Genomic DNA, 14297 nt, shown 5'->3' on the forward strand with positions numbered 1-14297 from the left:
ACGCTCTCCGACCGCCTGCCTGTAGCGCAGTCGCGGGCGTCGCGCTTCTAATAATCTGCAAACAATCGGTTGCCATTCTCGCCTGAAACCAGAAGCCACGGGCTTCGCGACGCAGCGGAGTTGGCGAGGGAGGCACCTGTGTCCGACCGACATTTGCATTCTGTCCGGGAGCATTTGAGGAAGCTCGTCTCGCGCGATCCCATTGCCCTTGAACTTTACCTGCGCGACATGCGCCACGCCTATATCAAGACAGCGGCGCGCAAGCTCCTGCGCCTCCCCCGACGGATCGTCAGGCGGCGGCGCCCTGCTCAAGGGGGCGCCGCTTCCCCGCAGAGCCCGGCAGACGCGCGCATCCCGCTGCCATCCGCAGCGAAGGCATTGATTGCCAACCTTATGGCAATGCGCTGACAGCGCGTGACAAGATCTCCAGAGTGCGGCCAGTCACAAGCGGGCTCTTCTCAGTTTGTGGTCCCCTCCTGACCGGGGTTTAAAAACGTTCGGCGTAAGCCCGTCGAGACTGGCGTGTGCAGGCATAAACGCGATTTGCGTCCTGCCGCAGCCTTGCATAGAAGTGAAGGAACAGATTCAACTGGCGCAGCAGCGCAGGCAGGCAAATTCCTTCATGAGCGATATCATCCCCGTATTCGACGGCCATAACGACGTACTGCTTCGCCTCTATCAGAGCCGGTCTCCAGATGCCGTGGAGCATTTTCTGGAAGGCACTCCCGGAGGGCATGTCGATCTGCCAAGGGCGCGCAAGGGCGGCCCTGGCGGGTGGGCTCTTTGCGGTGTTCCCACCGCCGCACTCCAACCAGAAAATCGACGGCAAACGGCCCGACGACGTTGTGTTCCCGCCGCTTGCTCAGTCCGAGGCGCTAAAGGCAACGCTGGCGATGGCGGCTCTCTTGCAGCGCATGGAGCACAAGTCGAAGGGGCAGGTGAAAATCTGCCGAAGTGCCGGTGACATTCGCGCGGCCATGGGCGCGCAGGCCATTGCAGCCATTTTTCACATCGAAGGCGCCGAAGCGGTCGGCGAAGACCTCGACCTGATCGACGTGCTTTATGCTGCCGGGCTGCGATCGCTCGGCCCGGTTTGGAGCCGGTCGAACATTTTCGCGCATGGCGTTCCCTTTCGTTTCCCCGCATCACCCGATATCGGCGATGGTTTGACCGATGCGGGGCGGGCGCTCGTGCGAAAATGCAACCAGCTGGGAATTCTCGTCGACCTCTCGCATCTCAACGAAAAAGGGTTTCGCGATGTGGAGGCCATCAGCAATGCTCCGCTGGTCGCCAGCCATTCCAACGTTCACGCCATCTGTCCTCAATCGCGCAACCTCACGGCCTGGCAGCTTGATGCTATCCGTGAAACCGGCGGGCTTGCAGGTCTGAATTATTCCGTAAGCTTCCTGCGCCGCGACGGGAAAAGCGATCCCGACACCGGTTTCGACGTGCTTCTTGAGCATCTCGATGCGATGCTTGAAGCTCTCGGGGAGGATGGTGTGGCGCTTGGATCCGACTTCGATGGCGCGCTCATTCCCCGTGCGATCGGCGACGTTTCAGGCCTGCCCCGGCTCATAGAGGCCATGCGGGCACATGGCTACGGGCGAGAGCTCATAGAAAAGATTGCCTGGCGCAACTGGGTCCGAGTGCTGGAGCGCACGATCGGCTAGCGCGACCGCCAGAAATACGGAACTGACCGGACATCACAACACGGGCACCAGCATGAAGCCTTCCAGAGACATAACCAGACTGCTTGAGATCATGAAGGCCCTGCGCACGCCGCACACCGGCTGTCCCTGGGATGTCGAGCAGACATTTTCCTCGATTGCTCCCTACACGATCGAGGAGGCATACGAGGTTGCCGATGCAATAGAACGCAATGACCTCGATGATCTGCGCGATGAGCTGGGCGATCTGCTTCTTCAGGTGGTTTTTCACGCCCGCATGGCCGAGGAGGAAGACCGGTTCGATTTCGGCGACGTGGTTGAGGCCATTACCACCAAGATGATCCGCCGGCACCCGCATGTGTTTGGTGATGCACAAGCCCGCGGCAAGGGAATGGCCAAGGGCATGTGGGAGACGATCAAGGCGCAGGAGAAAGCCGAAAGGCTCGCCCGGCGCACCCGAAACGGTGAAGCCGACAGTGTCCCGCCCGCCTATCTTGATGATGTCCCCCGCGCCCTGCCCGCTCTCATGCGTGCCCACAAACTGCAGGCACGAGCGGCCCGAGTCGGGTTCGACTGGGGGCAGTCAGGTCCGGTTCTCGACAAGATCGAAGAAGAGATCGGCGAATTGCGTGAAGCCCTTGAAATGCGCGATGATGCCCATGCGGCCGAGGAATATGGCGACCTTCTTTTCGCCGTGGTCAATCTGGGCCGCCACCTCGGTTACGACCCGGAAGCGGCTCTGTCGCAGACAAACGACAAGTTTCGCAGGCGTTTTGATTTCATCGAGCGTGAGTTGCGAAGGGCGGGGCGCAGTCTGGAAGAGGCGGATCTGGCCGAAATGGAGGCCCTGTGGCAACGCGCGAAGCGGTGACCTGACCGACCGGCTTTCATCGCGGGCCCAGCGTCACGTCCTGTCCGGTTTTTGCACCGTGGACTTGCCGGAAATCCGTTCGTTCAGTTCTTTCCGCGCGGCCTTGGTGGAGCGGATTGTCAACGCAATGCTGCCATCGTCATTGTCATGGCGCTCCATCACTTCCCCATTCTGATAGATCCAGTCCAGCAGGGATAATTGTGTTGGTGCCAGTTCGATCCGCATCGTGGCAACCGCGCCTGAAATCCGTTCCTCGACCTGTGCCTGAAGGGCGTCGATCCCCTCCCCGGTAATGGCTGAAACCGCGAGCGGCACATCATTGCCTCGCTTTGCTTCCAGCATGGCCAGCCGCCGCTCTTCTTCGAGGCAGTCGATCTTGTTCCAGACCTCCAGCACACGCGTCCGGTCACTCGCGTCCACGCCGAGATCGCCAAGGATTTCTTCCACATCGGATGCCTGCGCCGCCGTGTCCGGATCTGAAATGTCGCGAAGGTGAATGATCAGATCGGCTTCGACCACCTCTTCCAGAGTTGCCCGGAAGGCGGCGACCAGATGGGTCGGCAGGTCGGAAATGAAGCCGACCGTGTCGGAAAGGATGATGATCGTTCCATGGGGCAGCTGCACCCTGCGCAGCGTTGGGTCGAGTGTGGCAAAGAGCATGTCTTCCGCCATCACCTCCGCCCCGGTCATCCGGTTGAACAGCGTGGATTTGCCCGCATTGGTGTAGCCAACGATCGCCACGATGGGAAACGGCACCTTGCGCCGCTTCGAACGATGGAGATCGCGGGTGCGCCGCACCTGTTCCAGATCCTTCTTCAGTCGGATGATCCGTTCCTGAAGCTGGCGTCTGTCGGCCTCGATCTGGGTTTCACCGGGTCCCCCCATGAAGCCACCGCCGCCGCGCTGTCGTTCCAGGTGGGTCCAGCTGCGTACGAGCCGTCCACGCTGATATTCCAGATGCGCGAGATCGACCTGCAGACGCCCTTCCTTCGTGCGTGCGCGTCTGCCAAAAATTTCGAGGATCAGCCCCGTCCGGTCCAGAACCTTTGCATGAAGGGCCTTTTCGAGGTTCCGCTGCTGCACCGGTGTGAGAGGATGGTCGATGATGACCACATCGACTTCCCGGTTCTCCACCTGCGAGGCGATCTCCTCCAGCTTGCCCGTGCCCAGCAGGGTGGAGGGACGCGGTGCGTTGACCGTCACGATATCGGCGAACACCACATCAAGATCGATCGCTTCTGCCAGCCCCAGGGCTTCTTCGTGGCGCGCTTCAGAGGCACGCACGGACACCGCCGCGCCCTCGCGGGCACGGCGTTCCGATGTCAGAACCGGAGATATCACCGCTGCACGGGTAAGGCCCGGCCTGGTCGTCAGCCCGTCCTCCTCGCCCGATGCGCGGAATTGCTTGGAGTTTTCAGCCAATCAGGTGTCCCGGGCGCCTTCCTCGGCATCGTAGAGCTGTACCGGCTGAGTCGGCATGATGGTCGAGATCGCGTGCTTGTAGACAAGCTGCGAATGACCATCGCGGCGCAGAAGCACGCAGAAGTTGTCAAACGAGGTTACAATGCCTGTCAGTTTCACACCGTTTATGAGAAAGATCGTGAGAGGGTTCTTGCTCTTGCGAACGGTATTCAGGAACAAGTCCTGCAGGTTTTGAGATCGTTCCGCCATTTTTTTTGGTCTTTCACCCATTCGCTGCCCTAAGTGCAGTCAGTAGCGCAAATATGACATGCTCCTGTCAAGGAACTCTGAGACAGACGCCGCGTGATCATTGCAATGATCAACTTCGACTATACTGAGCAGCCATTCAACGCGTTGGTTAACAGCTAGGACTTTTTTCCGCAATCGCAAAAAATGCATCTCGAAGCGACTGGACAACGCTGCCGGGATGCCCGTTGGCGATTGCCTTTCCATCGATGCTGACAACCGGCATGACGACGCTTGTCGCGCTGGTAACAAAGGCTTCGCGCGCGGTCTGTGCCTCTTCGACGGAAAAACTGCGCTCCTCGACCGAAAGGCCAAGTTCGCCGGCGACCTTCATCACGGTCGCCCGGGTGATCCCGCGCAGGATCCCGAAATCGGCCGGCCGGGTCACCAGCTTCCCGTCACCGGTCACGATCCAAGCATTGGTGGATGCGCCCTCCTTGACGGTTCCGTCAGGATCGACGAACCAGGCCTCCTGCGCGCCCGCGTCCACGGCGGCCCTGGCGGGCAAGCACGTTTGGCAACAGTCCGATGGTCTTGATGTCGACGCGTTCCCAGCGGTTTTCGGGAACGGTGATGACGGTCATGCCTTTTTCCGCCTTCTTCGCGGCCGCCGCCGGATCCATGCGTTTGGCCGTGACCACGAGTGCGGAGCGCACGGGCGTGGTGGGAAATGCATGGTCGCGCGGCGCGACACCGCGCGTGACCTGGATATAGACCATGCCGTTGCGCACATGGTTGCGCCGGATGACCTCGCGCATGACGAATTCGAGCGCCGTGCGTTCGATCGGCCAGTCCATCCTGAGCTCGCGCAACGACCGGTCGAGCCGGTCCAGATGCCCCTGCATGTCGATGATGAAGCCACGCGAGATCTCGCACACCTCATAAACACCGTCGGCAAGCTGGTATCCGCGATCCTCCACGTGAACCATGGCGTCACCGTGATTCGCATAGCGCCCGTTCACGTAAGCAATGCGTGGCATGTCTGGGTCTCCGTAATGATGATGCGCCGGTCAGAATTGACGCGGCGTAATGAAGGCGATTCTTTTGTGACGCCGCCCGACACCTTTTTCAAGCGTCTCAGAAAAATTCAAGGCTCACACGGAACATCTGCTCCACCTGGCGAACCGCGCCTTCCAGCGCAAAGATCACGACCCGGTCCTTGGGCTTGATCTTCAGGGCGCCGCTGGGCTTGATCACGGCGCCATCGCGATAGACGGCGCCAATGCGCATGCCATCGGGAAACTCCACCTCGCTCAGTGGCGGGCCGACCAGCGGAGAGGTTTCAAGCGCCTCGGCCTCGATCACTTCGGCCGCACCGCGCTGAATGTTGTGGACAGCGCGGATGCGCCCGCGGCGTACATGCTGCAACACCTTGGAAATGGTCACCGAACGCGGATTGACATGCGCGTCGATCCCCAGTGTCCGGGCAAAATCATGATAGGTCGGATTGTTGATCAGGACGAGGTTTGAACGGCAGCCAAGTCTCTTGGCAATCACGCTGGACAGGATGTTGGCCTGATCATCATTGGTCAGCGCCACCATCAGGTCGGCGTGCTGGATATCCGCCTCAAGAAGAAGCTTCTGATCAAGCGCGCTGCCATGCAGCACCACGGTCCGGCGGAGCCGGTCGGCAAGTGCCACCGCCCGCTCGCGCGTGCTCTCGATCACTTTCACCTTTGTCCGGTTCTGCTTCTTCTCCATTGCGCGGGAGACGTAGAGCCCGATATTGCCGCCGCCCGCAATGACAATGCGCGTTGCGGCGCGTTCCTCATGGCCGAAAAGCCCCAGCGTGCGCCGCACCTGATCGCGTGTCGTCACCACATAGGCCAGATCTCCGGCCATGAGCTGATCGCCCGAACGCGGTATGAACAGCTTGCCGTCGCGCGAGACCCCGACAACGGTCGAGGGCAGATCCGGAAACAGTTCGGTCAGCTGCGCCAGCGGCGTGTTGATGACCGGGCACTCTTCCCGGCACTCGATCGCCACCATGGAGATCCTGTCGTCGGCAAAGCTCACCACATCCGTCGCGCCAGGCAGTGCGATCCGGCGCATCACCATCTCGCCCACCTCGATCTCGGGAGAGATGATCACGTCGATCGGAAGGTGATCGCGCGAGAACAGGTCCATGTAATGCGACTGAAGATAGGACTGCGAGCGTATCCGTGCGATCTTCGTTGGCACGTTGAACAGCGAATGGGCCACCTGGCAGGCCACCATGTTCACTTCGTCGAACAGCGTCACGGCGATGATCATGTCGGCTTCGCGCGCACCCGCCGACGCCAGCACATCCGGCTGCGCACCGTGTCCGACGAACCCGCGCACATCGAGCGTGTCACGAACGGCGCGAATCAATTCGGGCGATGTGTCGATGACCGAAACGTCGTTCTGTTCGGCCGCCAGCCGCTCCGCGATACCGAAACCGACCTGGCCCGCGCCACAAATGATGACCTTCATTGCCTGTTCCCTGTCCCGCTGAAGACCGCAGTGAGCCCCGCAACGCCCTGCTCTAGCGCTTTTGTCCCGTCATGGAAACCACCCACCGTCTCCTTCCCGGGACACGGAAGGTATCCGCAAGGGGATACCCGGCCCTAAACGCCGAGCGATTTCAGCTTGCGGTGTAGCGCAGAGCGCTCCATGCCCACGAACTCGGCCGTTCTCGAGATGTTGCCACCAAAGCGGTTGATCTGCGCCAGCAGGTATTCCTTCTCAAACAGTTCCCGCGCCTCACGCAGGGGCAGCGCCATGATGTGCTGGTCCGATTGCGTCGGCAAACGCGGCATCACATCGCCGATCTCGGCCGGCAAAAGATCGGCTGTGATCGGCGTGTCCGGCCCGTCGCCACGCGTCAGGATCATCAGCCTCTCGATGTTGTTGCGCAGCTGGCGCACATTGCCGGGCCAGTTGTGAGCCTGGAGAACAGCCATTGCATCATTGCCGAGCGGGCGTGGCTTGATGCCGGCCTGTTCTCCGATCTGGCGCATGAAATGGTCCACGAGGATCGGTATGTCCTCGCGCCGGTCGGCCAGCGGCGGCACGGCGACCGGCACCACGGCGAGCCGGTGAAACAGGTCTTCGCGAAAACGCCCCTCGGCAATCAGGGACTCGATGTTCTGTGCCGTCGACGAGATGATGCGCACATCCACCTTCACCCGGCGCGTGCCCCCGACCCGCTCGAACTGCTGATCGACCAGAACGCGCAGGATCTTGCTCTGGGTGCCCAGGGGCATGTCTGCGACTTCGTCCAGATAAAGCACGCCGCCATGCGCTTCCTCCAGCGCACCGACCTTGCGTTCGCCGCCATTCGATTCGGTGCCGAACAGCTCGATTTCCATGCGTTCAGGCGTTATCGCTGCGGCATTGACGGTCACAAACGGTCCGTTGCTGCGCGGCGAGGCCATGTGAATGGCGCGTGCCACCAGTTCCTTGCCGGAGCCGGAAGGGCCGGTCAGCATGATGCGGCTGTTGGAGGGTGCCACACGCTCCACGGTCTGGCGCAGCTGGTTGAGCGCGGTCGAATCGCCCACCAGATCGAACGATGCACCGCTGCGTTTCTTCAGATCGCTCATCTCGCGCTTGAGCTTGGAGATTTCCAGAGCCCGTTCGCAGATCAGGATCATCCGGTCGGTCTTGAACGGCTTTTCGATAAAATCATAGGCGCCGCGCTTGATCGCCGAAACCGCCGTCTCGATCGTTCCGTGTCCGGAGATCATCACCACCGGCACATGCGGGTGCACCTCCTTGATCTTGTCGAGCAGGGCCAGGCCGTCGAGCTTTGAGCCCTGAAGCCAGATATCGAGCAGGATGAGACGCGGAACCCGTTCCGCGATCGAGGCCAGCGCGCTGTCGCTGTCATGGGCGGTGCGCGTTTCATGCCCCTCGTCGCTGAGAATGCCGGCTACGAGTTCGCGGATGTCTTCCTCGTCGTCTACGATCAGGATGTCGGAAGCCATTGTCTACCTTCTTGTCGTCTGATGAGCTGAGCCGGTGTCGCCGGCCGCAGGAAGTATGATGCGGATCATCGCACCGACACCGCCATGGAAATCTGCCGGTGCATCGTGCAGTTCCAGCCGTCCCCCATGGTCTTCGATGATTTTCTTGACGATTGCGAGGCCAAGGCCGGTGCCCTTGTCGCGTGTCGTCATGTAGGGCTCAAGCAGTCTCTGCCGGTTTTCGCGCGGAAGCCCCTTGCCATTGTCGATCACCGTGATCTCGATGTGGGAGCCGATCCTGCGTGCGGTGATCCGTATGGCCCCGGGCAGGCCATTGCTGCGTTCTGCGCCATCGATCGCTTCGGCTGCGTTCTTGATGATGTTGCCGAAAGCCTGCCCCATGAGCCTGGCATCGAAACGGCCCATCAGCGGCGTGTCGGAGAAATCCCGCTCAAAGGTGATTTCACTGCGCGCCACCTCTGTCAGGAACGAAGCCTCGCGCAGGGGATTGCGAACATCGAGCAACTGGATGTCGGGCTTCGGCATGCGGGCAAAGGCTGAGAACTCGTCCACCATTCGACCGATATCCCCCACCTGGCGGATGATCGTTTCGGTGCACTGATCGAATATCTCCCGATCCTGTTCGATCACCTTGCCGAACCGGCGGCGAATGCGTTCGGCGGAAAGCTGGATCGGCGTCAGCGGATTCTTGATTTCATGCGCAATGCGCCGCGCAACATCGGCCCAGGCCATGGAGCGCTGGGCCTGCATCAGATCCGTAATGTCATCCACCGTGACCACATAGGAATGTTCCTCATCCTCGTTCACCCCCTCCTCGGTCGTGATCTGGATGTTGAACGTTCGTTCCGCTCCGCCCCGGAAAAACGCCACCTGTTCGCGGTAGACCGGCCGGCCTGATTTGCGCCCCGTTTCAAAAGCCCGGCCAATATGCGGCAGAACCGTACTGAGATTGCGGTTGACGGCCTCATGCATGGATATGCCCAGCATGGCTTCCGCCGAACGGTTGATCATGGCGACCGAGCCGTCTGCCTCAACGCCGATGACACCGGCACTGACGCCAGAGAGCACCGCTTCGGTGAAGCGTCGCCGCTCGTCGATGACATCCTTTGCCGCGATAAGCTGATCGCGCTGCGATTTGAGCTGCTGTGTCATCTGGTTGAACGTGTCGCCCAAAAGGCCGACATCGCCATCGGACGAGCGTACCGGCACCGAAACATCGAGATTGCCGGTGGAAACCGCACCGGCGGCTCCGATCAATTGCCGGATCGGGCGCACCAGACGGTCAGCCACCGCAATGCCGGTCCAGATCGCTGCAAGCACGATTGCAAGCGTCACCACCAGATAGAGCAGCGCGAAGGCGATCTGCGTGTTGCCGCGATTGCCCTCAAGCGAGCGGTATTCGTCGGTGTTTGTCCGCACGATCTGCCGTGCCTTGAGCACCTCGGGATCAAGCAGCGCACCGGTATAGAGATATGCATCCGGGATCTCCTGCAGCTTGTAGACCGCCGTGACCAGATTCGTGCCGCCAATCTCGTTGAACGCGATCTGGGAGCTGTTTGCGAGTTCCATTGCGCTTTCGCCCGGGCGCGGGAGCGGGATATCTTCGGCCATCTGTGCGCTGATGATGACGGACCCGTCGGCGCGTACAAGTTCGGCATCCGCCAGACCGCGCAGCATTGCCTGCCGGGTCATGAAATCGCGAAAACCGTACCGGTCGAGATTGTAGAGGGTGCGCGCCTGATCAAGGCGCACCCCCATGCTTTCCGTCGTCCCCTGCAGGCTGCGTGCATTCTGCTGCACATAGGCGTCCGCAATGGACAGGGACGAATAGACGATCACCTTGGTTCGCAGCTCAAACCAGCGATCGAGCCCCAGTTCGAGCGTCACGGACGCTACGACGGCGACCAGTATGGCGGGGATGGCCGCAACGAGAGAGAACATCGCAATGATGCGCACATGAAGGCGCGACGCCGCGCGGCGCCCCTTGCGCGATTTGTAGATCCGGAGACCTTCGAGCAGAATCAGACCGGACAGCAGCAGAACCAGGCCGAGATTGACCGCGATCAGGACAAGCGTGATCTGCGCATCGGGCGAAAGTGGTGTCAAACCGAGAAGGACGGTGAAGGAGATGGCCGCCGTCAACAGGGCGCCCAGTGCAGCAGCGATTCCCACGTAAAACGTGGCCGATCGCCCCCGCCGGGGTGGCGAAGCTGCAGCGAGCGGCTGCATCTGCGAACTCTCGGACACGCTGACCATGACTCCCGATTCCATCATTCAATCTGCACCAGATTTGTTGCACATATGCAACAAGTGTAACCGCCTGGCAACAGTTGCATTTCCCAACAATGCGGCATTGCTGGGGCAGAGTGGGGAAGGAAATGGCCGCCCGGCATTCGCAGCCGAGGCGGTGAGCCCTGCTCAGTGCGTACCGCGATAGATGTTGATGTCGTATTCGCGGATTTTCTTGCGCAGCGTGTTGCGGTTGAGCCCGAGCAGTTCGGCTGCCTTTAGTTGATTGCCGCCGGTTGCCGTCAGAGCCGATATCAGCAATGGCTGCTCCACCTCGGCCAGGATGCGCTGATAAAGGCCTGCGGGCGGCAGTTGACCGTCAAACCGGGAGAAGTAACGCTGCAGATGCTGCTCGACCGCCTGCGAAAGCGTCGCCTCTTCGGGCATGCTGTCCATCTGGGTGGAACGGAGCGCGCCGGCAGTCCTCAGTTCCTGCTCGATGATCTCCTCCGAGATCTCGTCCTGCGGATAAAGGGCTGCAAGCCGCCGCACAAGGTTTTCCAGCTCACGGACATTGCCGGGCCAGCGATAGCTGCGCATGCGCGAGAGGCCATCTGCACTGATACGCTTGGCCTGCAGGCCTTCCTCTTCGCCACGCGCAAAGAAATGGCGCACCAGATCCGGAATGTCTTCGGTGCGTTCCCTGAGCGGCGGCAGGCGCAACGGCACCACGTTCAGCCGATAGAACAGGTCTTCGCGAAACAGCCCCTGGTCGATAAGCGTTCTTGGGTCCTTGTTTGTCGCGGCAACGATGCGAACATCGGTTCGTATCGGCGTGCGACCGCCGACAGTGGTGTATTCTCCCTGCTGGAGCACTCGCAGAAGACGGGTCTGCGCCTCCATCGGCATGTCCCCGATCTCGTCCAGAAACAGCGTTCCGCCTTCGGCCTGCTCAAAACGTCCGAACGACCGGGCCTGGGCCCCGGTAAAGGCCCCCTTCTCGTGTCCGAAAAGTTCCGATTCGATCAGATCGCGCGGTATGGCAGCCATGTTGATGGCCACGAAGGGACCACGGCGCCTGCGTCCATAGTCATGAAGCGCTTTTGCGACGAGTTCCTTGCCCGTTCCCGATTCGCCGCTGATCATGACCGTCAGGTCGGTCTGCATCATGCGGGCCAGGAGCCGGTAGATCTCCTGCATCGCGGCCGAACGCCCGATCAGCGGCAGCGCTTCCGGGGCGTCGGCGCCCGCCGTTTCCTTCGTGGGCGTTTTCGGCTCGGACAATGCGCGCTGCACGATGTTGACCAGTTCGGTCAGATCGAAGGGTTTCGGCAAATACTCGTAAGCCCCCACTTCCGAAGCGCGGATTGCCGTCATGAAGGTGTTTTGTGCGCTCATGGCGACGACCGGCAGCTCCGGCCGCACGTTCTTGATGCGCGGCAGAAGATCGAACGCGTTGCCATCGGGCATTACTACATCGGTGATCACCAGATCGCCTTCCCCACCCGAAACCCAGCGCCAGAGTGTCTCGACATTCGACGTCACCCGGACATCGTGCCCGGCGCGTGACAGCGCCTGGTTGAGAACCGTGCGGATGGCAGCATCGTCGTCAGCGACAAGAATGCAGGTCATGTGGCGTTCCCTTTTTCACCGCGCGCCGGACCTCGCTGACGCGCTTCCCGCCAGGCTGGCATGAGAATGCGGAACACCGTTCCCTGCTGGCCGGTGGATTCACACTCGACAACCCCGCCATGCGCGCCGACGATCTTGGCCACGAGGGCTAGCCCCAGACCCGAACCGTTCTGCTTGGAGGTGACGAAGGGGTCGAAAATGATTTGCCGCAGGTCTTCGGGAATGCCCGGCCCATTGTCGTGGACACAAAATTCCAGAGGCAGCGCGACCCTGTCGGGGGAGCCGGGCACCGAGAGCCGGATGCCGGGCCGAAATGCCGTGGTCAGACGGATCTCGCCGTCCTTCCTGCCCGCGATCGCCTCGGCCGCATTCTTCACCAGATTGAGAAAAACCTGCACGAGCTGGTCGCGGTTGGCCCAGACGGGCGGCAGCGACGGGTCGTAATCCTCGATGATGGTCACCTCGCTGGCGAAACCGTTCTTTGCCAGCGCCTTGACGTGGTCGAGCACGAGGTGAATGTTGATCGGATCGCGTTCCACCGGGCGTTCGTCGGAAAAGACCTCCATGCGATCCACCAGTGCGACGATCCGGTCCGTTTCGTCGGTGATGAGGCGTGTCAGCGCCCGGTCCTCGTCTGAAACCGCGTGTTCAAGCAGCTGCGCGGCGCCGCGAATGCCCGAAAGCGGGTTTTTGATCTCATGCGCCAGCATCGCCGCAAGGCCGGTCACCGAACGCGCAGCACCGCGATGCACCATCTGCCGGTCGATCTTGTCGGCCATTGAGCGTTCCTGAAGGAGCAGCGCCACCGCGCCTGGAACCTCCGAGACCGGTGCTGCATGAATGTCCACCAGGCGCTCTGCCCCCAGCCGTGGCGAGGAAATGTCGACACGGTATTCGTTGATCGCGACGCGCTGTTCGCGCACCTGCTCCACAAGCGCGATCAGCGGGCTTCCGAATGGCACGAAATCCTCAAGCCGGCTGCGCGCGAGGATGGAGGCACCCGAACGGAAAAAAACCTCCGCCTCGGCATTCACCTCGACCATGAAGCCCTTCTCATCAACCATCACCACGGGATGGCGAAGCGTGTTGAGCAGCAGACTGGCACAACCGGCTTCCGTTCGCGTCGCAGCGCGTCCCGTTTCTCCGCTCATGCTGCCAGCCGTTCCTCTTGCCGGCGAAACAGATCACGCAACAGCCGCGATACCTCGCGGTGATCGGTCCCCGTCATGATCGCCTTGCGGTTCTCTGCATCGACCTCGCCGAGATGCCGCTCCATGTACCAGCCAAGGTGCTTGCGGGCATGGCGTGTGCCATGCTCCGTCCCATAAAGCGCCAGCATCGCCTCATAATGGTCGATCACGTAGTCTGCGAGATTTTCCGGCCTGCATTCGGCGTTCGAGGCCACGGCACCGGCAATCCACGGCGCGCCATAATGCGCCCGACCGATCATCACCGCATCCGCACCGGAGGCCTCAAGAATGCCGGCGGCATCGTCGGACGATGTTACATCGCCATTGGCCACCACAGGGATGCGCACCGCCTCCTTCACCGCCGAAATGGCCCGCCAGTCCGCCTTTCCCTTGTAAAACTGACAGCGCGTGCGCCCGTGCACCGTCACCATAGCGACACCGGCCTCCTCGGCGCGGCTGGCAATCTCCGGCGCGTTGAGCGCGTTCTCGTCCCAGCCAAGGCGCATCTTGACGGTGACAGGCACCCGCACCGCCGCGACCACCGCCTCGATCAGGCCGAGCGCATGGTCGGGCTCGCGCATCAGCGCGGAACCGGAATAGCCGCCCGTCACCTTCTTGGCCGGGCAGCCCATGTTGATGTCGATGATGTCGGCGCCTTCAGCTTCCGCGATCCGCGCGCCTTCGGCCATCCAGTGCGCCTCCCTGCCGGCAAGCTGCACCATGTGCACATCGACATCGGGGCGACGCAGGCGACGTGCCGATTCCGCCTTGCCACGCGCGAGTTCGCCGCTCGCCACCATTTCCGAGACCACGAGTCCCGCGCCATGTGCATGAGCACGCGCACGAAAGGCGAGATCGGTCACGCCCGACATCGGCGCCAGGAACACCCGGTTGCGGATCGAAACCGAACCGACCGAAAGCGGCACCGAAAGCTGTTCAGCAGATGATTTGCACAAAAGTAAAGCACCTTTCGCTTGTGCTTAATATTTAACCAGATCGCGCTTTGTCCGCAACAGCCAATTCGCATGACATGTGTCTCGTGCAAATTCGG

Annotated in this window: 10 protein-coding genes and 2 pseudogenes; 3 read left to right on the top strand and 9 right to left on the bottom strand. The window is 61.3% G+C overall.

The features are described from left to right. Positions 1–138: 138 nt before the first annotated feature. The 3 genes and pseudogenes from AB2N04_RS12340 (at position 139) to mazG (ending at position 2538) form a co-directional block, all read left to right on the top strand. Positions 139–408, top strand: a complete 270-nt coding sequence (locus tag AB2N04_RS12340) for a hypothetical protein (RefSeq protein ID WP_367714761.1) — start codon at positions 139–141, stop codon at positions 406–408. Between the two features lie 214 nt (positions 409–622). Continuing rightward, positions 623–1670, top strand: a pseudogene (locus tag AB2N04_RS12345) (dipeptidase). 52 nt (positions 1671–1722) lie between these two features. Further along, entirely contained in the window at positions 1723–2538 is an 816-nt protein-coding gene (mazG, locus tag AB2N04_RS12350; protein ID WP_367714762.1) for a nucleoside triphosphate pyrophosphohydrolase, read from the top strand. 33 nt (positions 2539–2571) lie between these two features. Here mazG and hflX read toward each other — a convergent pair whose 3' ends face one another. From hflX to dusB, 9 genes and pseudogenes are all read right to left on the bottom strand, one after another. Then, a complete protein-coding gene (gene hflX, locus AB2N04_RS12355) occupies positions 2572–3879 on the bottom strand; it encodes a GTPase HflX (RefSeq protein WP_367718801.1) in 1308 nt (435 codons plus the stop codon). 81 nt (positions 3880–3960) lie between these two features. After that, positions 3961–4209 (bottom strand): RNA chaperone Hfq, encoded by a 249-nt coding sequence (hfq, locus tag AB2N04_RS12360; protein WP_367714763.1) that lies wholly within the window; start codon positions 4207–4209, stop codon positions 3961–3963. Positions 4210–4357: 148 nt separating this feature from the next. Beyond that, positions 4358–5225 (bottom strand): annotated as a pseudogene (locus AB2N04_RS12365) (D-amino-acid transaminase). A gap of 97 nt (positions 5226–5322) precedes the next feature. Further along, positions 5323–6699 (bottom strand): Trk system potassium transporter TrkA, encoded by a 1377-nt coding sequence (trkA, locus tag AB2N04_RS12370; protein WP_367714764.1) that lies wholly within the window; start codon positions 6697–6699, stop codon positions 5323–5325. A 134-nt stretch (positions 6700–6833) separates the two neighbouring features. After that, complete coding sequence (locus AB2N04_RS12375) at positions 6834–8195, bottom strand: sigma-54-dependent transcriptional regulator (RefSeq protein WP_367714765.1); 1362 nt, start codon at positions 8193–8195, stop codon at positions 6834–6836. A 3-nt stretch (positions 8196–8198) separates the two neighbouring features. Then, entirely contained in the window at positions 8199–10451 is a 2253-nt protein-coding gene (locus AB2N04_RS12380) for an ATP-binding protein (RefSeq protein WP_367718802.1), read from the bottom strand. A gap of 162 nt (positions 10452–10613) precedes the next feature. Further along, a complete protein-coding gene (ntrC, locus tag AB2N04_RS12385) occupies positions 10614–12056 on the bottom strand; it encodes a nitrogen regulation protein NR(I) (protein ID WP_367714766.1) in 1443 nt (480 codons plus the stop codon). Continuing rightward, entirely contained in the window at positions 12053–13207 is a 1155-nt protein-coding gene (locus AB2N04_RS12390; RefSeq protein WP_367714767.1) for a nitrogen regulation protein NR(II), read from the bottom strand. Before AB2N04_RS12390 ends, ntrC begins: the two co-directional genes overlap by 4 nt. Next, positions 13204–14202: a tRNA dihydrouridine synthase DusB gene (gene dusB, locus AB2N04_RS12395; RefSeq protein WP_367714768.1), complete on the bottom strand. Its 999-nt coding sequence runs from the start codon at positions 14200–14202 to the stop codon at positions 13204–13206. The genes AB2N04_RS12390 and dusB overlap by 4 nt, the downstream gene beginning before the upstream one ends. Positions 14203–14297 lie beyond the last annotated feature (95 nt).

Source organism: Nitratireductor sp. GISD-1A_MAKvit (assembly GCF_040819555.1).
GTDB lineage: Bacteria > Pseudomonadota > Alphaproteobacteria > Rhizobiales > Rhizobiaceae > Nitratireductor.